Raw genomic sequence first — 23,796 nt, 5'->3', positions numbered from 1 at the left:
ATGAAAAAGGATAAATTGGTCATTGGAGGACATGAATTTCAGTCGAGATTTATTTTGGGCTCTGGCAAATTTTCTTTGGAGATGACGAATGCAGTCATTCAAAACGGTGGTGTGGAAATGGCTACCCTTGCACTACGTCGTGCCAATGTAGGCGGAGAGGGGAATATTTTAGACTATATGCCTGAAAATATTACGTTGTTGCCCAATACTTCGGGTGCAAGAACGGCAGAAGAGGCGGTAAGAATTGCTCGTTTGGCAAGGGAGTTGGGTTGTGGTGATTTTGTGAAGATTGAAGTGATTCATGATTCTAAATACTTGATGCCAGATAATTATGAGACCATTAAAGCAACGGAAATTTTGGCAAAAGAAGGCTTTATCGTCATGCCCTATATGTATCCGGATTTGAACGTAGCACGCTCCTTGGAAAGCGCCGGTGCCGCCGCAATTATGCCTTTGGGTGCTCCAATTGGAAGCAATCGTGGCCTTCTTACAAAAGATTTCATTAAAATGTTGATAGATGAAATTGACTTACCCATTATTGTTGATGCAGGCATTGGACGCCCTTCCCAAGCTTGTGAAGCTATGGAATTGGGTGTGGATGCTGTGATGGCAAACACTGCTGTTGCAACGGCAAAAGACGTTCCTTTGATGGCAACGGCTTTCCGTCTTGCCATTGAGGCGGGGCGTTCGGCATATCTTGCGGGACTTGGTCGTGTTTTGGAAAGTAAAGGAGAGGCATCCAGTCCTTTAACGGGTTTTTTACAGGACTAAAAAAGCGTTGAAAATGCAAATGAGGGGAGAGCGTATGGAAACAAAAATGGATCATATGGTTTATTTGGATTATATGGAACAAGTAGACTCTGATATTATGGAACGAGTGTTAGATACAGTGGAACAGTATGACTATAATACATATATAGTCGAAGATGTAAAAGCTGCACTATGCAAAGACAAACTAGATATAGATGACTTTGGTGCTTTGCTTTCTCCTGCGGCTATGCCTTTTTTAGAGGAAATGGCACAAAGGGCGCAGAAGGAAACAAGAGCCCATTTTGGGAATGCAGTGTCTCTTTTTACACCCCTTTATATTGCCAACTATTGTGAAAACAATTGTATTTATTGCGGGTTTAACTGCAAAAACAAGATTCATCGGGGCAAGCTTAGTATGGAGGAAATGGAAAAAGAACTGCAAAGTATATCAAAGACAGGTTTACGAGATATTCTGCTTTTGACAGGAGAATCTCGCCACCAATCTGATGTAAAGTATATTGGAGAAGCGGTGAAATTGGCCACCAAGTATTTTGCCTTGGTAGGCATTGAAATTTATCCATTAAATACAGATGAGTATGCATTCCTTCATGAATGTGGTGCAGACTATGTTTGTGTATACCAAGAGACATATAATACAGATAAGTATGAAGAAATGCACCTAAGCGGACCAAAAAGGATTTATCCATACCGTTTTTATGCACAGGAGAGGGCATTAAAAGGGGGCATGCGAGGGGTTGCTTTTGGTGCCTTGTTGGGTTTGGGGGACTTTAGAAAAGACGCATTTGCAACTGGATTGCACGCTTTTTATGTGCAACGGAAATATCCTCAAGGGGAGATTTCTTTTTCACCACCTAGGTTACGTCCCTTTATCAATAATGCAGAAGAAAATCCAAAGGATGTCCATGAAACCCAGCTTTTACAGGTGATGTTAGCCTATCGGCTATTTATGCCTTATGCAGGAATTACAATTTCAACCCGAGAAAGAGCTGGATTTCGGGATAATGTGATTGGGATGTGTGCCACAAGGATTTCTGCGGGTGTGAAGGTAAGCGTAGGTGGTCATGAAGAAGAGGCAAAAGGGGACGAGCAGTTCGAAATTTCCGACGACAGAAGTGTTGCGGAAGTGTTAAGCAGTATAGAAAGCCTTGGGCTACAGCCAGTTTTCTTAGATTATATACGAGTTTAAAAAAGATAATCGATAAGAACTTGTCAACACCCACATTTTTAAAAAAGAAAAGCTCTGGAAGCAACCAATCGTGGTTACTTCTAGGGCTTTTTCTATGTAGATTAGGTGCATGGAAAGAGATACTCGAACAGGAGGCCTACTGGAACACTTGTTGGGGTATAATGAATCATTTTTATTAACTATAACCGTATATGAATCCTGAATAAGTTTAATTGGTAGTGGCATTTAATTAATAGGTATCAGAAACAGCATAGTAATCCCTCTCCCGTCCGTAAGTATTTCAACACCCTTTTTTTTTGCTTTCGTATTTTAAAAGCGCTTTGCATACCCACATCGGCGGCAAAGCTCCTCGCTAGGTTGACGTGCCGAAAAACCTTTGTAAAGTGCTTGGGCACGTTCACCAGAGAGAATTTCAGGAAGGGGTGTTTGAAAAATATTGCCCAGTGCAATATCACCTCGGCTATCCAGACAACAAGGCACTACCGTACCATCACTCAGTATGGCCATTTGGTTACGTAGCCCATGGCAGAATATGGGCTGTTCTGTGGGGGATTCATTCATGCTGGGCCAAGTAAAACGAGCGGCCTTTCCAAGGAAAAGTCTTGGTGCCAGTGTGGTGTTACCCCTTTCGTTGATTTTAATGCGTGCACCTTCTTGAGCAGCATTGTCCAATCCTAAAAGACGGCATAAAGGGGTAAAAATAGCCTCATTATCTATGCCATCTGCACCTAGATTCCACATTCTTAACTCGCAAAAAATACCCTTGCCTGTTGCTGCTGTAACAAAGGATGCCACACCTTGTAAATACTCCTCCTTGCAATATGGGCTATCAGCCTCCATGCTGTGCAACGATATGCTTACCTTTCGCAAGGCAGGCGCATTCAGCAGTACGTTTTGTGTTTTCCCAAGCAATGTACCGTTTGTGGTAATATTTACATTCATGTGGAAGTGATGTGCCACATTCAAAAATTCTTCCAATTGGGGGTGTACCAGCGGCTCTCCCAGTACATGCAGATAAATATGGTTTGTATATGACTTTGCTTGCTGAATTATATTTGAGAACTCGTCAGTATTCATAAACCGTGGTAAACGAACGTTACCAATGCAAAAACTGCACGACAGATTACACACATTTGTAATTTCGATGTAGATACGAGAAAATTTTTTCATAAGGTTTGCTCACTTTCACTGCTTTTGTTTAGATATAACATGCTTTTGCTAAGTTATCTTATCCGTTATTAACAGATTGCGTAATGCAGTACTGCATAGTTAAATTGGTGCTTATAGAAAAAACGCTAATTAACTCTTTAGCCAATTCGTTTACAGTTCAATGTTGCTTTTCTTCAAAGTGTCTATATGTTAAATACTATTATAACATACTGGGCAGCTCATTACGCTCAAAAGGTTAGATTAAATGGAAAATGTAGAGGATATTAAAAAAGAGTTCTTAACAATTGGCCTAAAATCATCATGTGGTTACAGAAACAACTGATGTTCTTTTACTTTCTGCAACCTGCATACAATAGTATAGAGGTGGAGACATGAGAAAAATAGACTATGGCAGGGAAAAGGCTGTAGCATATGCCCACAAATGGGCCTATGGGCGCAATCCGCAATACTACAATTTTGATAAATTAGGAGGAGACTGCACAAATTTTGCCTCGCAGGTGTTGTATGCCGGTTCAGGGGTTATGAATCCGAAACCGACCTTTGGCTGGTATTATTACAGCCTGAACAACCGTGCACCAGCGTGGACTGGTGTTGAATTCATGTATAAATTCCTTGTGAAGAATATGGGAGTTGGACCTGCAGGGATAGGGGCAGATGTTTCGCAGGTAGAACCGGGGGATATTGTTCAGCTTTCTTTCGACGGAATGGGATATAGCCATACGCCTACAGTTGTCTCTGTTGGAGCGGTTCCCGCTCCCTCTAATATCTTGGTGGCTGCACATACCTTCGATGCAGACAATCGCCCATTGAGTACTTATCAGTATGTAAGCATCCGTTATTTACACATCACCCATGTAAACACTTGGTAGGTCCATAAGGCGGTATGGCGTTTTCTGTAGGGTGTGCACTTGGTATTTACGCAGCAAAAAAGATACTGCTTAACTTAATTTGCGTTAATTCTGACGATGAATGGTTGCAAATTTGTGTCAATACAAATGCACAAGGCCTTATGTTTAGTAAAACATAAGGCCTTGATTTCTTCTCATGGACCATAATACAAAGGGGAGTTCCCTTTCTAATCTCCATTTTTTATTTTGGAATCAATGAAACCCAATCTCCGTCGTACACCTTAATAAAGAAAGTTAACTTTTATTTTCAGCATAAAAACAATGCCACCCGTTATCATTACCAAGTGAAACCATGATAAATCCATCACCATCATCATATGTATAAGAATTTCCTATGCACCCAAAATTAGAAGAACCATTTTCAGTAGGAATAGCATCTGACTCAACAGATGATTTGATTTGTCCTTCAACACACCCTGAATCTCCCATGGGGCCCACCTCATCTGTACCATAATACAATGTATCATTTACTTTTAATATCATTTCACTTTGAACAGTTTCAGTCCTACATCCACCTAACAATGCTAAGACTACAATTAATCCAATGAACCATAAATACTTTTTCATCATAACCTCCTATGCAAGCAAAATTAATGGTTGGAACAGCATATTAATAATCCTCAAATATAATAATGCTTGGTAATATAAACATCAGAAACAGACTTTGGCACAAGGACTGATACCCTTAACCTGAGTGGTAAACGAGATGTTATACCTGCTCTTTTATTCCAAATGGGATAAACAAATATGGTGTAAAACTACTAATAATTGAAACAACCCAAAGATTTTCGATGACTTGACATAATAGCAGAGTTACAGCACTACTCCACTCAAAAATCATACCAAGATAAATATAATAAGATAAAGCAGGACCACTTGTGATGTTAAAAGCCCATTGGGTCAAATTTGTTATCAAGCTAATAACCACCATGATTGATGCGGAAAAGAAAATTTCTTTTTTAGTCATGTTGCGAAAAAGCATGCCGCCAAGGATAAGTGTCACAATAAATATGGCTCCATATATTATAAGCTGTCGTGTATTATTTGTTGTAATTGTCCCATCTGGAAGTGTAACAATCGTAAAACCACTGAATAGAAAGACTGCTACTTTAAATGTAATCACACCTGCAATGATACAAAATAGAGGTACTTTCCATATTTTCCGCATATTCATAGCTTTTCTCCTCCTCCCCATTCAACAGCCACAAATCCTTTTCTTTCAACCCCATTTAACTCTTGTTTCTTTATGCTCTCGTTTTTATTTGCAGCTTTATATATCATAAATACCCGAATCATACTATCAGGTTTAGGCTCAATGTTAAGAGATACTCTCGTAGCATATTCCTCGGTGTCAAATTTGATTATATTATAATCATTTTTTATTAATTGGGGTGCCCAGTATGTAATAAAGTCTGCCTGTTCTTTTTCATTAAGCCCTAGTATTTTTAATTTTTCTTCTAAAAAGGAAACCGTATCTTTCCTACTAACCAAAAAACCTTCATCAAATTTGGGGGAATAATTCATTACGTTTCCTTCCCAAAAAAGGTATGGATATTCCGTTTCTTCACGAATAAGGGTTCCATCTGGTCTTGCCGTTACAGCCCAACTATCCTCGTATTCAGGATATGTAATCGTAAAATCCCCCTCAAACGAAACTTTTACATTTACATCAGTTTCTTTTTGTGGATATAGATATATAACGGGTTTGCCAGCCGTAATATATGTCAAATCTGTTTCATGATTATAGATATTGTACAAAATTTCAGCAACATTTCCTCGTGTAGCAATTTTATCTGGCAACTGATTTGTAATAAGCTCATTTTCCTTAGCAATTTTTAAATAGCCATCAGGATAACCACCCAATATCTTTGCAGTATCTAAAAGACGTTGGTGTTGATTCTGGCTTTTTGCATTGGCGCTCAATAAAACAACGATACAATCTCTTATGGTAATATTTTCATCGGGGGAAAATGTATCGCTACTCTTTCCATGTATCATTCCATTAGTGTAAGCATATTCGATGTAAGCCCTTGCCCAATGGTCTTGGGGCACATCTTTAAACGGAAGGGCTGTTTCGTGTTTTATTGTATCTGATATGTATTTATCATTATAGTCACGGTAAATTTTTACCATAAGAGCTGTAAATTCGGCTCTTGTTATATTTCGATCTAAATGTAATTCTCCATCTTCATATCCATTGAAAATCTTGATTTTTTCTAAAAAATTTGCCATGTGTTCAACAGAAATTCGCTGGTCATTTTTCTGGTAAGCCAAAAGTTCAAAAGCATATTCCCCTTTGTCTATTTCTGATTTATAATCTATCATACAAGTTATAAAGTATACCTTTATGATTTCCCCATGGCTAAACTCTGTATCCTGAAAATCCCTTGTGTCAAGAATAACATTGTCGGCATTATTCTGTCCGATATTGTCACTCCAAAGCTCATCGCTTATTTTTGAAAGTTGCATTCTATCTTTAGAAAGTTTTGTAACTTTTCCTGTAAGAACAGAATACCCACCTATTTTTTCAAACGTATATGAGTTTTCTGCAAAAACCTTAGCTGATACAGAAAAAAACATAAATAAACACAATAAGAAACCTATAGATTTTTTAATCATAATAAATGCCTCCTAAATTATAAATTCTAATATCTTCGGTGGAATTATCCAATTAAGCATAATGGGTAGTTGCTCCGAATTGAAATCCATCTACTTGATTCCTTGCATACCTCCATATTTTTTCTTCATACCATTTATTGTTTGAATCACTGGTAAAATATAGTTTTACTGTCACCATGAAGTCATCAGGTCATGCAGTAGTAATTGGTACTCAAAATCTGATACTTCTTTTATAACCTTTGCTTGGGACCCATGGTCAGCCTTGCATATGCTTCATCATCACCGAAATATAATCATTTTTGTTACAATGCACCAGATTTTGGCAATTAATATCACTATATCACTAATTTACTACATTATATACAGCTAATTGCAAAAACTATTTTTTAATTCATATTTCAAAGAGTATTATATCCTTGAAGATTACAAATACCTAAACTACGAATAGAGGAAGGAGGGAAGCCGGGGAAAGCAGAGAAAGAGCAACCATCAGCGTCAAATCCTGAATCAATTGAGAGATATGTTGCCCATGCAACATATCTCTCAATTGATTCAATATATAATTTTTATATACAGGTTGACAGTTATTTAACAAGATGGAGGAGGATGCTTATGTTTTTAGAAGAAATTGAATCGATGGCGAACATTTCCAAAAAAAAAGTAGATACGATGAAAACCAAGCCACTGGGTTATTTTTTAATGTCCATGCTGGCAGGGATTTACGTGGGCATTGGCATTATCTTAATTTTTAGTGTAGGTGGTTTATTAAATGCTGGCGGATTCTCGGGTACTAGAATTGTAATGGGGGTAAGCTTTGGCATTGCCCTCAGCCTTGTAGTCTTTGCAGGTTCAGAACTATTTACGGGCAATAATCTCATAATGTCTGCAGGAATAAGTAAGGGCAAAGTAAGTGTTTTTGACACGGTAAAGCTTTGGATTTTCTGCTGGATAGGTAATTTAGTAGGCTCCGTATTGCTTGCTCTGATGTATGTGCAAACAGGGCTTGCCATCGGTGAAGTGGGAGAATTTATTGCAAAAACTTCCGTCGCAAAAACATCGATCCCAGCCAATGAACTGTTTTTCAGAGCCGTTCTTTGCAACATTCTTGTCTGTTTGGCGGTTTGGTGCAGTAATAAAATGAAAAGCGAATCGGGAAAGTTGATTATGATTTTTTGGTGTTTATTTGCCTTCATTACTTCTGGCTTTGAGCACAGCATTGCAAACATGACTTTAATTGCCATCGGAGTGTTAAACCCAATGGGTGAAGCCGTTCGTATTGGTGGTTATTTTTATAATTTATTTTTTGTTACCCTTGGCAATATGGTAGGGGGAATCGCATTCGTGGCTATCCCTTATATTATTGCTGCAAGCCAAAAAACAAATAAATAGAAAGAGGTGCTATGATGGGATATGTTTTAACAACAAAGCAAGCAAATGAAATATTTGCAGAATTATCAACGCAGTATCGCTTATTCGCCCCTAAAACCTTCGGGAACGAGGGACGATATTCTGACACAGGTTGTGTAAGATATGGTGAGGTAACTTGTGTAGAAGACATTACGTTTGACAAAAAGTCAGAATATTCATTCAAAGAGGCAATACTTCCTGTTATGCAAACGCTGTTTTATTTCACTGAAAGGGAAGTAACAGAGCCAAAGGTTGATGATAAGAAAACAATGATTTTTCTTCGCAGCTGTGATATCCACGCCGTTAAGAGGCTGGATGAAATGTACTACAAGAATGGTCCCAAAGATTATTATTACAGCCTTTTAAGAGACAATGTAAAGTTTGTTTTGATTGGATGCGAACAAAGCTTTGAAAACTGTTTCTGCGTGAGCATGGGCACTAACACCACGGATCATTATGATTTTTCATTTTGCAAAGCTCATGATACGTATGAAATCAACTTGAAAAATACGGAGTTTATTTCATTGTTTGAAAAGGTGAATGCATCCGTTATGGAGGTGAAGGTACCTTTTGTAACGGAAAATGATGTGAAAGTTCAAATACCTGATGGTTTAAAAGCGAAAGTAACAAGTAGCACTATTTGGGATGAATATGACTCTCGTTGTATTGCCTGCGGCCGCTGTAATTTTGTTTGTCCAACCTGCACTTGTTTTACCATGCAGGATATGTACTATACTGACAATGGAAAAGTTGGTGAACGCAGACGGGTATGGGCTTCTTGCATGGTTGATGGGTTTACAGATGTTGCAGGTGGAGGTAGTTACCGTAAAAATTATGGTCAGCGTATGCGATTTAAACTACTACATAAAGTTTATGACTTTAAACAAAGAAATGGATTCCATATGTGTATTGGCTGCGGAAGATGCGATGATGTCTGTCCAGAATATATTTCTTTTTCAAATTGCATCAATAAGCTTCCAGAGGCGTTGAAGGAGGTTGACCAGTTATGATAAAAAATGATTACATCCCATTTTCTTCAAAAATATTAGAGGTCATAAAACATACCGAAATAGAATTTACATTTCGAATGGAATATACAGCAGATGCAAAACCAGGCCAATTTTTTGAAGTTTCAATGCCCAAATATGGCGAAGCGCCTATCTCAATCAGTGGCATAGGAGAGAACTTTGTTGATTTGACAATCAGAAAAGTGGGTAAAGTTACCGATGAAGTGTTTGAGCATTATACTGGGGAGTCTCTGTTTTTAAGAGGTCCCTATGGCAATGGATTTGATGTGCTAGATTACGAATCTAAGGAGGTTATTGTTGTAGCCGGAGGCACAGGACTTTCCCCAGTTCGTGGTGTGGTGGAGTATTTTTACAACAACCCTGATAAATGCGAAAGCATGACTTTGATAAGTGGTTTTAAATCCCCTGATGATATTTTATTCTCTGCTGATCTTGAGAAATGGAAAGAAAATATGGAAGTAATTCTAACGGTGGATTCTGCTGAGGAAGGCTCTAGATATAAAACAGGATTGGTGACAACATACATACCAAAACTGCAGATTAAAGATAAAAATAATGTAGCGGTTGTGGTAGTTGGCCCTCCGGCTATGATGAGATTTTCTGTAAAAGCATTTTTGGACTTGGGTATTGCCGAAGAAAACATTTGGATTTCCCAAGAGAGAAAAATGTGTTGCGGCCTTGGGAAATGTGGACATTGTAAAATTGGTGATGTATACGTATGTCTGGATGGCCCTGTGTTTAATTATGTCAAAGGCAAAGAACTGATTGATTAAGGAGGGATGAAAAAGTGGATATTAATACCAAGAAATTGAAAAAGAATGCGTTTAGAGTTACGAAAGTAAGAGGCTATACAGCCTCTCGTATTCGTGTTCCCGGTGGACATCTTGATGTCAAATTTTTGCCTAAAATTCAAGAAATTGCTGACAAATTCGGAAATGGCACCATTCATATTACAAGCCGCCAAGGTTTTGAAATTCCAGGCATACCTTTCGAAAAAATGCCTGAGGTAAATCTGGCATTGCAGAGTTTAATTGAAGGGCTTGAAATAAATCAAGATGCTATGAATGAAGGCTATCCTGCGGCAGGAACACGAAACATAACGGCATGTATCGGAAATAAAGTTTGTCCATTTGCCTGTTATCAAACAACAGCCTTTGCAAAACGTATTGAAAAGGCTGTATTTCCTCACGATTTGCATTTTAAGGTTGCACTTACCGGTTGTCCCAACGACTGTGCCAAGGTTCGTATGCATGACTTTGGTATCATGGGCATGACCTTACCACAACTAGATCCCTCCAGATGTATTGATTGTAAAGCGTGTGTCAATGCATGTAAGAAAAAGTCGGTGGGTGCATTAAAAACGGAAAATTATCGACCTGTTAGAAATGAAGAAAAATGTATTGGCTGTGGTGAATGTGTTTTAAATTGCCCGAATATGGCCTGGACAAGAAGCGAAGAGAAGTATTACAGATTAACACTACTTGGTAGAACCGGCAAGAAAAATCCACGTCTTGGAGAAGATTTTATTAAATGGGTAGATGAGGATAGTATTATAAAGATTATTCTAAACACCTACAAATATGTTACAGCTTATATTGATCCCAGAGCTCCTGGTGGGAAAGAGCATATTGGCTATATTGTAGACCGTACAGGTTTCGATGAGTTTAAAAAATGGGCAATGGAGGGTGTAAATCTTCCTAAAGCTGCCGAAGTTACAGATCGTATCTACTGGAGTGGTATTAAGTACTAAAATGACAAAAAGCACCTTTTGAAATTGTTTGAGATGCTCCCCCTGTTGTAGACATAATGGAAACTGTCTACTGCAAGGGGAGCATATTTTAATGGGAAGATAATGGGGATATTCTTTTATATTTGTCTTGAAAACTCTATAGCATGTAAGTAAAGATTCAGTCTCATTCTTCAAAAGAAATCCATGATGCAGCTTTGTAAAGGCAATGGGGCAAAAGTTTCTGAGGACATGGGGGAATGGGAACCCCATTATTGAAAAAATTGCATTCGGAGCAATTAGAAAGAAATATGCACTAATGCACAGGCAATTAGAATATTCAAGATAATAGAAGTATATCATATAGGCCATTTATGAGATGTAGACACTATCTATAACTCATCACCGTAAAATGACGCCAACCGTTGTCCAGTGATTGGCGTCATAGAATGTTTCCATTTGTTCCTCTCTACTTTGACAGGGTCACCTTACTCAAAAGGTACTTATTCATTTCTCTGAATTTTTTTTGTTGGTTTTATAATGTAAACGCCATTATTAGAAACAATGTCTACATTAAAATATTTTTCAATATTTCCTGTTTGAATCATTTCATTCGGAGGCAAGACGCACTTTATCTGGCCTTTGTCCATCAAAATGATTTTATCGCTAATTTCCAAAGCAGAGGTCAGGTCATGCAGAACAAGTATAACCGTTTTCTGTTTTTCTTTGAGTTGCTTCACTACTTCTAAAAACCGAACTTGATATTCAATGTCGATGAAGGTTGTAGGTTCATCGAACATTACGATGGGGGTATCTTGTGCCAGAACCATTGCGATGTACGTTCGTTGCATCTCCCCTCCCGATAAATTGCTTAAGGGGGTCTTTCGGTGTTCCGTTAAGTCCATTGTTTGAATGGCATAATCAATTGCCTGGGTGTGAATTTCCGTGTTGCTGCGTTCATTTTTTGTCATATAAGGGTGGCGACCGTGCAACACAATTTGCTCCACTAAAATATTTGAAGTGTTTCTATGCTGGGAAAGATATGAAATGCTTTGTGCCCGTGTTTTGGGTGGCAATTGAAACACATTGTCTCCATTCAAGGTAACATTCCCACTATTTAAAGTCATTAATCCTATGATAGATTTCATTAAAGAGCTTTTCCCACTTCCGTTTTTACCAATAATCGTGTAAATCTTACCAGGTTGAAATGAAAGGGATATGTTATGTAAAATTTGTTTTTTGCCATAGGCTGCGCAAATATTTTTCAATATAAGCATTTAAAATCCCCTTCCTTTTGTGTGAAAGAGTATCCCAAAGAATATGGGCGCTCCAATTAATGATAACAAAATACCGACGGGCAACTCAAAAGGTTTGAACACTGTTCGAGCTAAGGTATCACAAAATAATAATAATGTGCTCCCCCATACTACGGAAGTAAGATATAACTTTCTTGTACCACTTTTTATGACCAGCCTAGCACCATGTGGAACGATTAAACCGATAAACCCAATGATTCCTGAAAAGCTTACAGAGGCACCAGCTAAAGCAGCTGAGAAAACAAGAAAAGTTAAGCGCATGGTTCTTACACTAAGGCCTAAGGAATGGGCAATATCATCGCCGAGGGAGAGGATTTCAAGCTGTTGGGTTTTAAAATAAGCCAGAACTAAAACAATAATTATAATTATACTGGCGGGAGCAAGGGTGTTTATATTCAGTGCGGATAAACCACCGATTTTAAAGGAAATATGATTTGCTATGATATTTGGAAAAAAAGTATATACACTTTCCGTTAATGCGTTGAATAGGCTATTCATGGCAACGCCAAAAAGTATGATGGTCATTTTAGAGATGCCGCTTTTGCTAGATAATAAATAAAGGGATAGAATGACAATAAAGGCACCCATAAAAGCAAAAATTGGCTGTATCACGGGATTGGCGGGGAAAAGCAGAGCTGCCACCACGGTTAAGAAGGCTGCTCCCGAATTCACACCAATGATATTAGGGCCGGCAAGGGGATTTCCCATTAGATTTTGTAAAATCAAACCGCACGCCGAAAGTGCCGCACCTGCACAAATAGCCCCTAAAACCCTTGGCAACCTTACGAGCAAAATAATTTCAACTGTGGCCGTTGTAGCAGCTCCCACCAATATGGCCACGATTATAAGCAGAACAAGAAATGTTACACTAAGTAACAAAATAACATTTTCAAATGTTTTACTTTTCGTTTGATAGATATTCCGCAAGAACCTCATAGCTTTCTCCCCATCGTATATTAGGTTTTAGGTGAAATAACTCTTTGTCAAGGTAGAACATTCTATCATCTTTGACTGCTTTCAATGTACCCCACACTGGATTTGAGTTAATTATATGTTTCAGTTGTTTTTCACCATCTTCAAAATCTCCCATACAGATTACAAAAATATAATCAGGTTGCTGTGAAACAATTTCCTCAATGCTTAAATCAGTGAGCAAAGATTGTTCTTTGTCAGCAATATTGACGCAGCCTAAATCCTTTAACATTGCACCAGCCATTGTATTGCTATCTCTTACGGTAACCTTAGATTCAGAAGTTCGTAATAACAAAACTTTTGGACTATTCGTAAGCTTTTTGCTTTCAATGGTTTGGGTGATGGAATCTTGGATATCAAGACCGTTTTCTTTATATAAATCTTTCCTTCCTGTGATATCGGTAAAAGTATTTAAAATATTTAAATAATCCTCGAATGATTCAATTTCTACAAAAACACATTGAACTCCAGCTTTTTCTAGTGTATCAGCAATTTGAACGTGGTTTTTGATTCCGGGAATAAGAAAAACCAAATCTAAGTCGGCGGATAAAATTGTTTCAAGGGAAGGTTCTTTTAAATTGCCCATATCAATAATTTCTTGAGGGAAATCTATGGACTTATCTTCAAAAGCGTCATGGGTAGCGGCAGCTAAGGAGCCACCAGCCAAATTCCATATTTTTGCGATACTTCCCGATGCAACACCCACCTTTTCTGGGTTTGTGATAGTAACCTCCCGACCAAGTGCATCACTAAAGATGATTGACGACGTTGCACCTGAGGTATCTTCGGCTTGTTTAGTACATCCAATCATTAAAAAAACGCTGAGTATAAAAATAATTATGAGCTTTGTCTTTTTCATATCAATCCCTCCTTAATACGATTAGTATACGGTATTTTTACGGCACAGCATGTTGCCTGTGCAACCAATCAGGGGTTTATTACTTGGATATTTCGAATTGGATCAATGCAGTTATTATAAGTTCTTTAAAACATTCTTATTGGCACAAGTTTCTTGATTTTGTGTTTTGGGTATTCGTTTGAAATGCTACTTTTATGGGTCTATCATAGAAATTTTCACGAATCATTAATTTGGGAATTTATTTAGTCCTTTTTGGTTAAATTCTTATACAAAAGCACAAATACTTCAGCCATACTTTTGAATTAAAAACGTGACCTTCAAGGAAAAGCTGAAAGACTATTTTTTTTCAAGAGTAAATTTCATAAAAATAAAAAATAATTGCTAAATTATACTATTTTTTTTAATTATGTTGTTTTAACAACATAATTGCTACTGAAACCATGTTATATTTGTGTAAACAAAGAAAGTAAAAACCTTAAAACGAGTGATTTAGAGAGGAGATGTTTGTATGAAGTATTTTGTAAATGAAAGTTGTATTGGGTGTGGGTTATGTGAATCTGTATGTCCTGAGGTTTTCCAAATGACGAATGAAGGTGTGGCAGTCGCTATTGAGGGAGAGGTTCCTGTAGATGCACAGGACACAGCCGCACAGGCACAAAGCGGTTGCCCCGTAAATGCAATCGAAAATGATGATTGAGGATTAAAATAAATTTAAAAAAAGCAATCTATCTTGAGTTTAAAAAGACGGGACTATCCTGTACTGATGGAGTGGACATTCATTGCCTAGGTTGCCCTCTTCTTAGAAGGAATCTTTGTCGGATGCATGTATGGTTCATGGCTCAAATTTGAATGAAGTACAAAAGCTAATAATGAGCAGGTAAACGGTTCATAATAAGGTTAAGGTCATGGGATAATTTATTGTTCCATGACCATATTTTTAGAAAGGGATGAATGTATGAGTGCATTCTGGGGTCCGATTCATTACTGGCTCTATCGCAAAATTCAGTTGCAGGAGGCTCGACAAACGCTATGCTGTCTTCCGTTGGATCTGAGGAAAAAAGGAATGTCTTAGAAAACAATTTGACGAAAGAATATGGAGTTGTTGAACATCGACCGCTGGAAGAAGTGATTGATAACGGCAATATCCATGGCTGGCTGCAAAGCCAAATCGGCATTGCAGAGAAACGGTTTGCTTGCGCTGTAACAGAAATTTTGCATGACGATCCAACAAATGTTGAGCCCTCAAAGATGTGGCATTTCAACTGGGACAAGAGAATCCTTTACCTGATTCTGGCGATGCCCAAGGAATTTACCGAGCATTGAGTGATATACTGCTAGAGGGTATGCCTTGCGACCACGTCAATGAGATTTTATAGCAGAGTGAGCAACGTGTCCTGCGGCGGCAAAGGGTAGATTTACATTTACTTTTTTGGGAAGCAGTAGGCGGAAGGATTGAAAACTATTATTTATTAAGAGGTGCCTTTATTTTAGGAAGTCTCTCAGGTAGTGGCTTTTCTTTTCAGCAGATAAATAATCAATTTCTCGTTCAGGAGGTGTAGAAATGAATTCTATTGATTTAATGATACACGAACATAAAAATATTCTGGCCCTTGTGGAAGTCATTCGCAATGCAAGCTGTCGTATTTTGGAAGGTGCCTCTGTAGAGGTGGACGATTTTCGGGATATGATTACCTTTGCAAGAACCTATGCAGATGAACATCATCATGGAAAAGAGGAGCGGATTCTTTTTCGGGAGATGATGGAGCGGTTGGGACCTGCTGCTGTAAAGCTAATTCAACATGGTATGTTGGTTGAGCATGATATGGGGAGGTTTCACTTAGGGGAGCTTGAAAATGCGTTAGAGCGTTATGAGTCCGCACCGAATACTCGGGACAAACTGGAAATTTTAATAAATGCTGGTTCATGGGCGAACTTGTTGCAACGTCATATTGATAAAGAGGATAATGTAGTTTATACATTTGCAGGGCGTGACCTTACGGATGATATCTTGCGGAGCATAGACAGCGAAGTGGAAATTTTTGAAAGGCAAGCGGAAGAAAAGTTTATTCAAGAAAAGGCTTTAAAATTGCTGAAGGAGCTTACGGAAAAATATCAATAAGAAAGAGGGGATGAGGGAATGAGTTACGAACAATGGAAAGATGAAATTTCAAACTTTGAGTGTATTGATGTTCGTCATTTACAAGGCAACTTTTTTCATGGATTACAAAAGCGTGCTGCCGATTTGGGGAAAGGTTGCGGGTTAACGATTATCCAGACTTTTGAACCTTGGCCACTTTATGGCTCCATGGAAGCTTTGGGGTTTGAGTATTTTACAGAACAAGTGAATGATAAGGAATTTCATGCACATTTCTACCGTGTGCAGGAAGTTGGGACAGCAGATATAGCTCCTTTTCGCCCATTGGCTTTGCTGAATTATCCCATGATTGATGAAAAGCTGGGTCAGATTGCTGCGGACTTTTGGGATCTTACGTGGAATGATGAGAAGAGGGCATTGCCCTACGAAATACGGCTGTTGCTTTCTTTAGCCAATGCCGTGGGCGCTGGGCGCATGAGGCAGGCAACGAGAGAATTGGTAAAGGCATATATCCATGGGCTTAATTCGGCCGCACTTGACGATGTATTTGAACTTTTGGCGTGGAATCAGGGGATTGGTTACTTTAGTTCAGAAATTGGGCCATCACAACTATTTCAAGCGTATAAGCTCATTAAGACACGTGAGAAATCAGGTAAGCAGCGTAGTGAAATTGAACAGGAATTGCTGGAGAAGTTTGGGGAAAAGAACCCTGAAGTCAAGGTGCAGTGATCTGGTTTTTTACTAAACAAATGGTTTTAAATGCAACAAAAATAGATTTGTTTTTCCCCTAAAGTATAATGGTCTATTGTAATAAAGATGGATACTTATTTTACTAATTTATTTCGTGGAGTTAGTCAAAAGAAGTGGATTTATTTTGCGTTGTTTTATGACAGAAGAAAAATGCCACTAGAAAGAAGAAGTAGTTTATCGTGTGGGGACACTTTTCATAGAATTGGGATAGTAATCCCTCTGGGAAAATAAAGGTTCTTTAGACAAAAATGGATATATGGTCAGGTATGTGCTTTGAAAGTGCTGGAAAGAAACCATTCAGATAGTCAAGTTTACCCGATTGCTGTTGCTTGTTTGAGGATATACTGTTTTTAATTGGCAGAGATACAGCAACAGCAATGGACTTGGTCATATTTACGGCGGTTACAAAACGACAAAAGACATTCAGTTAATATTTGAGACTAACGATTATTTAATTCTAATAGATGAAATGTATTTTTTTCAAAGTCCAGCAAGCCTTCAGAACGCATTTGTGATAATTCACGTGTTAATGCACTGCGATCAGCGCATAGATAAGCAGCCAACTCGAGGCGCCCCAAAGGAATATCAAAATATTCGCAGCCCTGCTTTTTGGCTTGTATCAAAAGATAAGTCAAAATTTTTTCCCGCAGTGTTTTTTTAGAGGTCACTTCGATTTTTTCTATGAGCTGGATATTTTTACTACTAATAAGCCTTACCATGTTTTCAATTAGTCGATGATGAAAGGTGCAGGACATGTTGCAAGAATGTATAATTTTATAAAAAGGAAGAAATAAGATTTTACAGTCTGCACTTACAGAAAAAGTAACATTGGAATCAAAAAGATTCCCGCAGGCAAAGGTTTCTCCAAATACTTCTCCTGTCTTCATGAAAGCAATGAGGGTTTGGGTGCCCCAAATGTCCTCTTTAATCATGCTCACAGATCCGCTTAAAATGATACCAATATGTTTTACTGTTTCACCTGCAAGAAAAATCAGCTCCCCTTTTTTATAGGAACGTACATAACTTCCTAAACAGGCAAGCATAGAATCAATATCGTTCTTTTTGATTCCTACGAATAATGGCAATTTCTGAAGCTGTTTGAGATAAACATCATGCACTTAGCCCACCTCCTTGAATGGAGTATAAATCAATTTTTCATATGTTGCAAGTGTGTTTAGGTGTTTATTTAGCTAGAATGAGAGAGGAACAGATTAAAGCCGAAATTGGTAGAGAAGGAAGTCCAGAAAACTATTAGCCAGAAGAATTGTCAGAAAAAGACCTACTACTAATTATGTTATAGGTCTTTTTTTAATCCAATTAAGAGGGGGTATCACATGGGGAATGACTAGGGGAAATTAGCTAAAGCACAAAATAAAAAACCCTCGAAGCAACCAATAAAGGTTATTTCGAGGGTTCTTTCTATGGAGATGAAGCACCTGTTAAGAGATACTCGGATAGGGGGGGCGTATTTGAAGCGATTAAAAAAACTATATTTAACGAGTAAATTCATCTCTTAATGAGTCATAAAATTTAGTGAAATCAACATTATCCCTAATTATTTGATATAAAGAATTAACAAAACTTTCTTCTGTAATTCTTCTCTTTTTCAATTCTTTTAATAACACAGCAAATAAGCGTTTACCATCTGTATCAGTTTTATAATCATCGCCTAATAATTTAGAAAGTTCATTTTCGCTTTCTTTATAATTAAGAATTAATGAATCTACACTTTCTAGCGAAAAGAAAACATCGTTAATTCTTTTTTTAACTGGTAAAACAGGATTTTCAAATAATACATTTCTTAGATATTTTTCAACACTATTTACAGGTAAAAACAATTTTCTTGTTGATTTATATTGCTTCTGAATTTTAGATTGAACATCGCCATCGAGGACACTAAAAACTTGTTTACCAACCCCTAGGACGTTGTTTGTAATCAATTCAATCTGTAGTTTTAAAACATTTTGCCATCCTCCAACTGGCAATACATTAATAAGCTTGCTATTTTCTAGTTTTAATTCTTCTATAGCTTTTTTTACAATTATTTTTGCCAACTCATCTTCAACCAATAAAAGGTAATCAAATCCATCATGCATATAGACATCACGTATTGCGTAGCCTGGATAACAAGGATTAATAACATTGAAATTGTTTGTTTCATCATTTATTCGCTCAACTTTAAATAGATTTTTGGGATTGATTTTTCTAATTACCTCTGATGAATGTGATGTAAGAATAACTGTAAGGTTTTTGTATTTATTAGTCAGTTCCTGAAAGAGTTCTAGCAAATTAACTATTGCAACTGGGTGTAAAGCCAACTCAATTTCATCAATTAACATTAAAACTGGTTGGTCTATAGGTAATGAACGTCTGATAATTGAATTATAAATAAAATGCAAGAGAGAAATAAGTAGACATTCCCCTGAACTCATTCGATATTGACTAATTAAGGAAGTAGGTGTCGTCATAAAATATGGTGTATTTTTTAAATTTAATTTTTCTGCTATATATTTATTACGAATTCTTTTTAACCCTTTATAATACTTAGAATTATTGTGCAGTATTTTTCCTAATGACTCTTGAATATAAGAATCAGCATCAACAATACTATCCTCCTCAATTTTTCCAGCTTCCATAAGTTCATCAACATTTTTAGAATCACGGAACCGCATACCATAAAAGAGGCTTCCCTCATATGTTCCATTAAACCTTAGAGTTCTAGGGAAGGAATCTGCTTTCCAAAAGTTATTTTCACAGTACCATTTATCTTTTTGATCCTCATACATAAATTCAATATAGGAATCTGATGAATAATCTTCTGGTTTAAGTAACCCCAAGTTGTGACGTGAAACAAGTTGGGCCATACATGCCATTATAGTGCTTTTTCCTATACCATTATTCCCAACAATGGCATAAATTCCATTATCTATTGGTAATTCAATTGTACCATGATGTATACCTTTAATATTATGAATAACCATTCTAATATTACTCATCTAAATCCTCCTATAACTTTTGATATCCCTATAATTCCTGTTAGATTTAAATTTGTTTCTAATCTTATTATACTATAGTCACAAAAAATGACAATATATTCCTGCTTTTTTCTTCCTAAATTCCTTTCCTAATGAAATAAATCCTCCTATAAACTAATATTATTACCTTGAACATAACAAACACTAAATACTAATTAAGGAGGACAAGCCATGCCAATCACAGAAAAAGCAACCATCAAAAGCAAATGCACCTTTTCAAAGGACAGGAAACACAAGTTTCTACTCACCCTAGAATGGGAAGAGAAGAAACCAAAGGCTGTTGTCATCATGACATCACCAGCAGAAGCCAACTGCATCGTAACAGACCTAACCACAAGCCTTGTCATCAAAAATCTCCACGCTCGAGGCTATGGAGGGTGTGACCTTGTAAACCTTGGCTCGAAGCTCAACTACAACAAACTCATAGTAGATAAATCAGAAGAAGCCTACAATCAGGAAAACAGAGAAACAATCCTAAAGTGTGTGGCAGACGAAAGCAACGAAAAAGCCATCATTGCATGGGGTTCATGTGGTGACGGCAACAAAAGGATCCAAGCCTATCAAAAAAGCGTTCTGGACATGCTTTCGGACTACAAAGACAAGCTCTATCTCATTCAAGATGAAAGAGGGAAGAAGGGAGTTCACCCTCTGACTCCATCCGTCAGAAACCATTGGGAACTAGTGCCCTTTCAAATGCCAAACACCCAGAATCAGCCCTCCCAACAGCCTGCCCCACCAGATGTAAACACCAAGAAATCAAGGCAGAAAGAAGCTGGAATTTCAGCAGAGGAAAGCTTAGAAAATCAACAATCAGAAGAAACACCAGAATGAGACCTAATCCCCAAGTTGAGGATTAGGTCTATTTTTGTGCTAAAAAACTATAAAGGAGTGAATCAAATGCCTTGGATTAAAATAATAATCTACATATTTCTAAAGTAAATCTACTAATAAACGTAGTGTACATATTAAAGTAAAGGAGAGATTTTGGTGTTATACATAATCGGAACGAAGAAAGAAGCGGAAAGGTTAAAAGGCTTATTTTCTAATGAGGTTTTTACGGCGGTTGTAGGCATTGCAAAAATACTGGATGAAGCGTATGGAGAAGGTAGGAACATTTTTGAAGATGATGGGGGATATGTTTGTATCGTAGAAAGCAACCTAGATGTAGATAAGTTGAAAGCAAAATACCAACTGGACTTGGAAGAAGCCATCCCCGAATACTGTACCAAACTTTCAGACGAATGGCTTCAAATTTTCCTACTATGCAATAATGAGTTTGGTATCAATATCATGCTATCTACTCAAACAACCGTAAGTAAAAATTTCTATGACTATATATAGGCTCCCTATTAAGTAGTTAATAGCGATTATAGTTTAATTCAATTTACATCAATTGATTGTAATAAAGCCATGAAAAGCAGAAAGCTCCGACCAAAGGTAGGAGGCACAGCCGAAAAGGGTGTGACATAGACGGAAACTTCCGCAAAACACCTTGTAGCACCAAAGCCCAAAAGCGGTGGTGCGTTGTGTTTTGTGAGGAGTGACCAGAGATGCTCTGCTATCCAGAGAAGCCGAAAGGTTTCTTTTTTTTCCCCTATCTCGGGAAAAACAGCGGTGGACTCCCGATGAAATTTTGCATGAAGTATAGAGAAAGCCTAGCCTATCTCTGGAAAACCCCGAAACCCCGTTGGAAACCTGAGTCAAAAAGAGAATGCCGAAAGCATCACGACAGCAATAAAGCAAGGATACCTCAGCCTATTGTCGGCATTTTCGCCATTTTCGCTATTTTTCTAAAAGTAAGAAAATAAAGATAATAAACAATAGCCAGACCCTTTTGCTCCAAATTTGCCGAAAATGCCGAAAGTGCCGAAAGTTGTTTGTGGGTAAGTTAAAAGGTGAATTCCAAATTAATAGGCACACACAATCTTTTGTAAAAATGCCGTAAAATCAATACTTCTCTATTGGCTAAACACTATTCATTTCTTCCTAGTACAATGTTGATTTTCTCTACAAAGCTAAACACATAGGATAAAGGCTATATTTGTGACAGGGGTTCTAGGCGAGTGCCAATACTAATGAAGTCCTAGAAAACTGAAAACATGGAACACATTCACTATGCTTTCAGTCATGTAAACTCAAAATCCAATCTCATAGAATCCATACTATCGTTTCATCGAAAAACAACGGGGTTTCGGGGTTTTTCAGATTTTCCCCAGTGTATCCTAGCGTTCTGTGTCAAAACAAACCCCGTCATATTCCACGTTACCACCCCCGTTCCCGTCTGAATCTACTCAAATTTCATTCCTATATTATAAATTTGAATAATCGTTGAAAAGGAAAGGGGAATACCTATGGCAATTAGTAAACAACAAAAGCAAAGAGCTTACTCTAATACAGCAGTAATCTATGCAAGATTCAGCAGTACCAATCAAAGGGAGGAATCCATTGATGCACAGGTAAGAGCTTGCAGAAAGTTTGCAGAAGAGAAGGGGCTCATCATCACCAGAATCTATGCAGATTCAGCCAGAAGCGGAACCAATGACAACCGCCCAGAATTTCAACAAATGCTACAAGACAGTAAAACAGGTTTCTTTGATACAGTCATAGTCCATAAGCTAGACAGATTTTCAAGAAACCGCTATGACTCTATCATCTGTAAGAAGAAGCTAAAAATGAATAATTGCAGGCTAATGTCGGTGACAGAAAGATTGGACGACAGTCCCGAAAGCATAATGATGGAAGCTGTCACAGAAGGGATGAACGAATACTACAGTCAAAATTTGGCTAGGGAAGTCCTGAAAGGACAGAAGGAAACTGCCCTCCAGTGCAAGCACGTTGGCGGAACCCCTCCTCTAGGCTACGATGTGGACAGAGAGACTCACAGGTACATAATCAACGAAAAGGAGGCAGAGACGGTAAGGCTGATTTTCAGGATGTATGCAGAAGGCAATGGCTACAAACAGATACAACAGTATCTAAATTCCAATGGGTATCGAACGAAAGCCAACAACCAGTTTGCAAACGGAAGTCTGAACAATCTTCTGAAAAACGAGAAATACAAAGGTATTTTCATATTCAACCTTAGGAAAGAAAAAGATTTCGATGGGATAAGAAGACCAAAAGAAAAGGATTCAAGTGAAGTAATCCGAATAGAAGGGGGAATGCCTAGAATCATAGAAGATGTAACATTTGCAAAGGTACAAAGCTTAATGCAGAGAAATCTTAAAAGAGGGGGAAGTTTTAAAGCAAAGGAATTATACCTATTATCGGGGTTAGTCTATTGTGGAAACTGTGGTATGTCTATGTTTGGGAACTCCCGATACTGCGGAAGAAACAAACTCAAATATGTTACTTACAAATGCTCTGGAAGGGCACAAAAAAGGACTTGCAATACAAAAGAGCTGAACAAGAACTATATAGAAAACTTTGTTCTGGATGCCTTATACAATAATCTTTTTAGTAAACATTCCATAGAAAAACTTACTGACATGCTTAACCAATATAAAAATGAGATTCAACAGAAAACCCAAAAGGAACTCACAGAAGCAACAGGTAAGCTAAAGGCGGTTGTAAAGGAAACCTCACAAACATTGGAAATCGTTTGCCAATCAGGCATAACCATTGATACCGTAAGTGAAAAACTTCATGAATTGGAAAGGCAAAAGCAGCTACTTCAAGATCGTATAGATGAGCTATCAATGGATGTAAATCTTCAGACAAGCGAAAATATTGTGTGCGGTTTAGTTGAGAGTTCAAAGGAATTTATAAAGAATAAAAATCTTCCTAAGTGTAAATCGATAATCAATAGCTATATTGAAAAAGTTGTTGTCTATTCCGATAAGGTAAAAGTAATAACCAAGGTAAACGTTCCATCAAAAAACAAAACCCTTGAACCGCTAATCTTTGAGGAAACTTTGGAAAACATCTATAACAACTACAAAGATGCAGTATAAA

General features: G+C 37.6%; 23 protein-coding genes. 14 read left to right on the top strand and 9 right to left on the bottom strand.

Annotation, left to right across the window (positions count from 1 at the left end; all coding sequences use genetic code 11):
• Entirely contained in the window at window positions 1–771 is a 771-nt protein-coding gene (locus tag RBQ60_RS12150; RefSeq protein ID WP_307883960.1) for a thiazole synthase, read from the top strand.
• A gap of 34 nt (window positions 772–805) precedes the next feature.
• Window positions 806–1,957 (top strand): 2-iminoacetate synthase ThiH, encoded by a 1,152-nt coding sequence (thiH, locus tag RBQ60_RS12145; protein WP_307883959.1) that lies wholly within the window; start codon window positions 806–808, stop codon window positions 1,955–1,957.
• Window positions 1,958–2,266: 309 nt separating this feature from the next.
• Here thiH and RBQ60_RS12140 read toward each other — a convergent pair whose 3' ends face one another.
• Window positions 2,267–3,127: a radical SAM/SPASM domain-containing protein gene (locus RBQ60_RS12140; RefSeq protein WP_307883958.1), complete on the bottom strand. Its 861-nt coding sequence runs from the start codon at window positions 3,125–3,127 to the stop codon at window positions 2,267–2,269.
• A gap of 371 nt (window positions 3,128–3,498) precedes the next feature.
• Here RBQ60_RS12140 and RBQ60_RS12135 point away from each other — a divergent pair, with 371 nt between their 5' ends.
• Window positions 3,499–3,996 (top strand): amidase domain-containing protein, encoded by a 498-nt coding sequence (locus RBQ60_RS12135; RefSeq protein ID WP_307883957.1) that lies wholly within the window; start codon window positions 3,499–3,501, stop codon window positions 3,994–3,996.
• Between the two features lie 273 nt (window positions 3,997–4,269).
• On the opposite strand, the gene RBQ60_RS12130 is transcribed toward RBQ60_RS12135, so the two are convergent.
• The 3 genes from RBQ60_RS12130 to RBQ60_RS12120 form a co-directional block, all read right to left on the bottom strand.
• A complete protein-coding gene (locus tag RBQ60_RS12130; protein ID WP_307883956.1) occupies window positions 4,270–4,602 on the bottom strand; it encodes a hypothetical protein in 333 nt (110 codons plus the stop codon).
• Window positions 4,603–4,744: 142 nt separating this feature from the next.
• Entirely contained in the window at window positions 4,745–5,209 is a 465-nt protein-coding gene (locus RBQ60_RS12125; RefSeq protein ID WP_307883955.1) for a hypothetical protein, read from the bottom strand.
• Window positions 5,206–6,654 (bottom strand): S-layer homology domain-containing protein, encoded by a 1,449-nt coding sequence (locus tag RBQ60_RS12120; RefSeq protein WP_307883954.1) that lies wholly within the window; start codon window positions 6,652–6,654, stop codon window positions 5,206–5,208. The genes RBQ60_RS12125 and RBQ60_RS12120 overlap by 4 nt, the downstream gene beginning before the upstream one ends.
• 612 nt (window positions 6,655–7,266) lie before the next feature.
• Here RBQ60_RS12120 and RBQ60_RS12115 point away from each other — a divergent pair.
• Genes RBQ60_RS12115 through asrC form a run of 4 tightly spaced genes read left to right on the top strand, consistent with a single transcriptional unit; the run spans window position 7,267 to window position 10,839 of the window.
• Window positions 7,267–8,043: a formate/nitrite transporter family protein gene (locus RBQ60_RS12115; RefSeq protein WP_307883953.1), complete on the top strand. Its 777-nt coding sequence runs from the start codon at window positions 7,267–7,269 to the stop codon at window positions 8,041–8,043.
• A gap of 11 nt (window positions 8,044–8,054) precedes the next feature.
• A complete protein-coding gene (gene asrA / locus RBQ60_RS12110) occupies window positions 8,055–9,071 on the top strand; it encodes an anaerobic sulfite reductase subunit AsrA (protein ID WP_331654193.1) in 1,017 nt (338 codons plus the stop codon).
• Window positions 9,068–9,862 (top strand): anaerobic sulfite reductase subunit AsrB, encoded by a 795-nt coding sequence (asrB, locus tag RBQ60_RS12105; RefSeq protein ID WP_307883952.1) that lies wholly within the window; start codon window positions 9,068–9,070, stop codon window positions 9,860–9,862. Before asrA ends, asrB begins: the two co-directional genes overlap by 4 nt.
• Before the next feature lie 14 nt (window positions 9,863–9,876).
• Window positions 9,877–10,839: a sulfite reductase subunit C gene (gene asrC, locus RBQ60_RS12100; RefSeq protein ID WP_307883951.1), complete on the top strand. Its 963-nt coding sequence runs from the start codon at window positions 9,877–9,879 to the stop codon at window positions 10,837–10,839.
• A 479-nt stretch (window positions 10,840–11,318) separates the two neighbouring features.
• Here asrC and RBQ60_RS12095 read toward each other — a convergent pair whose 3' ends face one another.
• From RBQ60_RS12095 to RBQ60_RS12085, 3 genes are read right to left on the bottom strand one after another with little or no spacing between them, the layout of a single operon-like run.
• Window positions 11,319–12,092 carry an ABC transporter ATP-binding protein gene (locus tag RBQ60_RS12095; protein WP_307883950.1) on the bottom strand — a complete coding sequence of 258 codons (774 nt, stop codon included), beginning with the start codon at window positions 12,090–12,092 and terminating at the stop codon, window positions 11,319–11,321.
• The gene (locus RBQ60_RS12090; protein WP_307883949.1) at window positions 12,093–13,067 is read right to left on the bottom strand and encodes a FecCD family ABC transporter permease; all 975 of its coding nucleotides are present in this window, start codon (window positions 13,065–13,067) and stop codon (window positions 12,093–12,095) included.
• Window positions 13,030–13,962, bottom strand: coding sequence for an ABC transporter substrate-binding protein (locus RBQ60_RS12085; RefSeq protein ID WP_307883948.1), 933 nt, complete (start codon window positions 13,960–13,962; stop codon window positions 13,030–13,032). The genes RBQ60_RS12090 and RBQ60_RS12085 overlap by 38 nt, the downstream gene beginning before the upstream one ends.
• Before the next feature lie 508 nt (window positions 13,963–14,470).
• Between RBQ60_RS12085 and RBQ60_RS12080 the strand changes: the two genes are divergently transcribed.
• The 4 genes from RBQ60_RS12080 (at window position 14,471) to RBQ60_RS12065 (ending at window position 16,786) form a co-directional block, all read left to right on the top strand.
• Window positions 14,471–14,659 (top strand): ferredoxin, encoded by a 189-nt coding sequence (locus RBQ60_RS12080; RefSeq protein ID WP_307883947.1) that lies wholly within the window; start codon window positions 14,471–14,473, stop codon window positions 14,657–14,659.
• Between the two features lie 332 nt (window positions 14,660–14,991).
• On the top strand, window positions 14,992–15,285 hold the full coding sequence (locus RBQ60_RS12075; protein WP_307883946.1) for a hypothetical protein: 294 nt from the start codon (window positions 14,992–14,994) through the stop codon (window positions 15,283–15,285).
• A 238-nt stretch (window positions 15,286–15,523) separates the two neighbouring features.
• Entirely contained in the window at window positions 15,524–16,081 is a 558-nt protein-coding gene (locus RBQ60_RS12070; protein ID WP_307883945.1) for a hemerythrin domain-containing protein, read from the top strand.
• 18 nt (window positions 16,082–16,099) lie between these two features.
• Complete coding sequence (locus RBQ60_RS12065) at window positions 16,100–16,786, top strand: hypothetical protein (protein WP_307883944.1); 687 nt, start codon at window positions 16,100–16,102, stop codon at window positions 16,784–16,786.
• A 461-nt stretch (window positions 16,787–17,247) separates the two neighbouring features.
• Here RBQ60_RS12065 and RBQ60_RS12060 read toward each other — a convergent pair whose 3' ends face one another.
• Window positions 17,248–17,925 carry a Crp/Fnr family transcriptional regulator gene (locus tag RBQ60_RS12060; protein WP_307883943.1) on the bottom strand — a complete coding sequence of 226 codons (678 nt, stop codon included), beginning with the start codon at window positions 17,923–17,925 and terminating at the stop codon, window positions 17,248–17,250.
• Window positions 17,926–18,300: 375 nt separating this feature from the next.
• A complete protein-coding gene (locus RBQ60_RS12055; protein ID WP_307883942.1) occupies window positions 18,301–19,803 on the bottom strand; it encodes an ATP-dependent nuclease in 1,503 nt (500 codons plus the stop codon).
• A 210-nt stretch (window positions 19,804–20,013) separates the two neighbouring features.
• On the opposite strand from RBQ60_RS12055, the gene RBQ60_RS12050 reads away from it, so the two are divergent.
• The 3 genes from RBQ60_RS12050 to RBQ60_RS12040 all read left to right on the top strand — a co-directional run bounded on the left by RBQ60_RS12050 (window position 20,014) and on the right by RBQ60_RS12040 (window position 23,795).
• Window positions 20,014–20,673, top strand: coding sequence for a DUF1643 domain-containing protein (locus tag RBQ60_RS12050; protein ID WP_307883941.1), 660 nt, complete (start codon window positions 20,014–20,016; stop codon window positions 20,671–20,673).
• A 156-nt stretch (window positions 20,674–20,829) separates the two neighbouring features.
• On the top strand, window positions 20,830–21,183 hold the full coding sequence (locus RBQ60_RS12045; protein WP_307883940.1) for a hypothetical protein: 354 nt from the start codon (window positions 20,830–20,832) through the stop codon (window positions 21,181–21,183).
• A 1,010-nt stretch (window positions 21,184–22,193) separates the two neighbouring features.
• Complete coding sequence (locus RBQ60_RS12040) at window positions 22,194–23,795, top strand: recombinase family protein (RefSeq protein ID WP_307883939.1); 1,602 nt, start codon at window positions 22,194–22,196, stop codon at window positions 23,793–23,795.
• Window position 23,796 lies beyond the last annotated feature (1 nt).

It is taken from the genome of Anaerotignum sp. MB30-C6, assembly GCF_030908465.1.
Lineage (GTDB): Bacteria > Bacillota > Clostridia > Lachnospirales > Anaerotignaceae > Chakrabartyella.
The sequence above is the reverse complement of the archived record's forward strand: the minus strand, read 5'-3'. Positions and strand labels throughout refer to the sequence as shown.

What these genes read in the sequence shown, in the direction of transcription:
- thiH (WP_307883959.1), top strand. Translation starts at nt 806, where the DNA reads ATGGAAACAAAAATGGATCATATGGTTTATTTGGATTATATGGAACAA.
- RBQ60_RS12095 (WP_307883950.1), bottom strand. Translation starts at nt 12,092, where the DNA reads ATGCTTATATTGAAAAATATTTGCGCAGCCTATGGCAAAAAACAAATT.
- RBQ60_RS12125 (WP_307883955.1), bottom strand. Translation starts at nt 5,209, where the DNA reads ATGAATATGCGGAAAATATGGAAAGTACCTCTATTTTGTATCATTGCA.
- RBQ60_RS12135 (WP_307883957.1), top strand. Translation starts at nt 3,499, where the DNA reads ATGAGAAAAATAGACTATGGCAGGGAAAAGGCTGTAGCATATGCCCAC.
- RBQ60_RS12070 (WP_307883945.1), top strand. Translation starts at nt 15,524, where the DNA reads ATGAATTCTATTGATTTAATGATACACGAACATAAAAATATTCTGGCC.
- RBQ60_RS12150 (WP_307883960.1), top strand. Translation starts at nt 1, where the DNA reads ATGAAAAAGGATAAATTGGTCATTGGAGGACATGAATTTCAGTCGAGA.
- RBQ60_RS12115 (WP_307883953.1), top strand. Translation starts at nt 7,267, where the DNA reads ATGTTTTTAGAAGAAATTGAATCGATGGCGAACATTTCCAAAAAAAAA.
- asrA (WP_331654193.1), top strand. Translation starts at nt 8,055, where the DNA reads ATGATGGGATATGTTTTAACAACAAAGCAAGCAAATGAAATATTTGCA.
- RBQ60_RS12140 (WP_307883958.1), bottom strand. Translation starts at nt 3,127, where the DNA reads ATGAAAAAATTTTCTCGTATCTACATCGAAATTACAAATGTGTGTAAT.
- RBQ60_RS12085 (WP_307883948.1), bottom strand. Translation starts at nt 13,962, where the DNA reads ATGAAAAAGACAAAGCTCATAATTATTTTTATACTCAGCGTTTTTTTA.
- RBQ60_RS12090 (WP_307883949.1), bottom strand. Translation starts at nt 13,067, where the DNA reads ATGAGGTTCTTGCGGAATATCTATCAAACGAAAAGTAAAACATTTGAA.
- asrB (WP_307883952.1), top strand. Translation starts at nt 9,068, where the DNA reads ATGATAAAAAATGATTACATCCCATTTTCTTCAAAAATATTAGAGGTC.
- RBQ60_RS12065 (WP_307883944.1), top strand. Translation starts at nt 16,100, where the DNA reads ATGAGTTACGAACAATGGAAAGATGAAATTTCAAACTTTGAGTGTATT.
- RBQ60_RS12040 (WP_307883939.1), top strand. Translation starts at nt 22,194, where the DNA reads ATGGCAATTAGTAAACAACAAAAGCAAAGAGCTTACTCTAATACAGCA.
- RBQ60_RS12050 (WP_307883941.1), top strand. Translation starts at nt 20,014, where the DNA reads ATGCCAATCACAGAAAAAGCAACCATCAAAAGCAAATGCACCTTTTCA.
- RBQ60_RS12120 (WP_307883954.1), bottom strand. Translation starts at nt 6,654, where the DNA reads ATGATTAAAAAATCTATAGGTTTCTTATTGTGTTTATTTATGTTTTTT.
- RBQ60_RS12080 (WP_307883947.1), top strand. Translation starts at nt 14,471, where the DNA reads ATGAAGTATTTTGTAAATGAAAGTTGTATTGGGTGTGGGTTATGTGAA.
- RBQ60_RS12075 (WP_307883946.1), top strand. Translation starts at nt 14,992, where the DNA reads ATGCTGTCTTCCGTTGGATCTGAGGAAAAAAGGAATGTCTTAGAAAAC.
- RBQ60_RS12130 (WP_307883956.1), bottom strand. Translation starts at nt 4,602, where the DNA reads ATGAAAAAGTATTTATGGTTCATTGGATTAATTGTAGTCTTAGCATTG.
- RBQ60_RS12055 (WP_307883942.1), bottom strand. Translation starts at nt 19,803, where the DNA reads ATGAGTAATATTAGAATGGTTATTCATAATATTAAAGGTATACATCAT.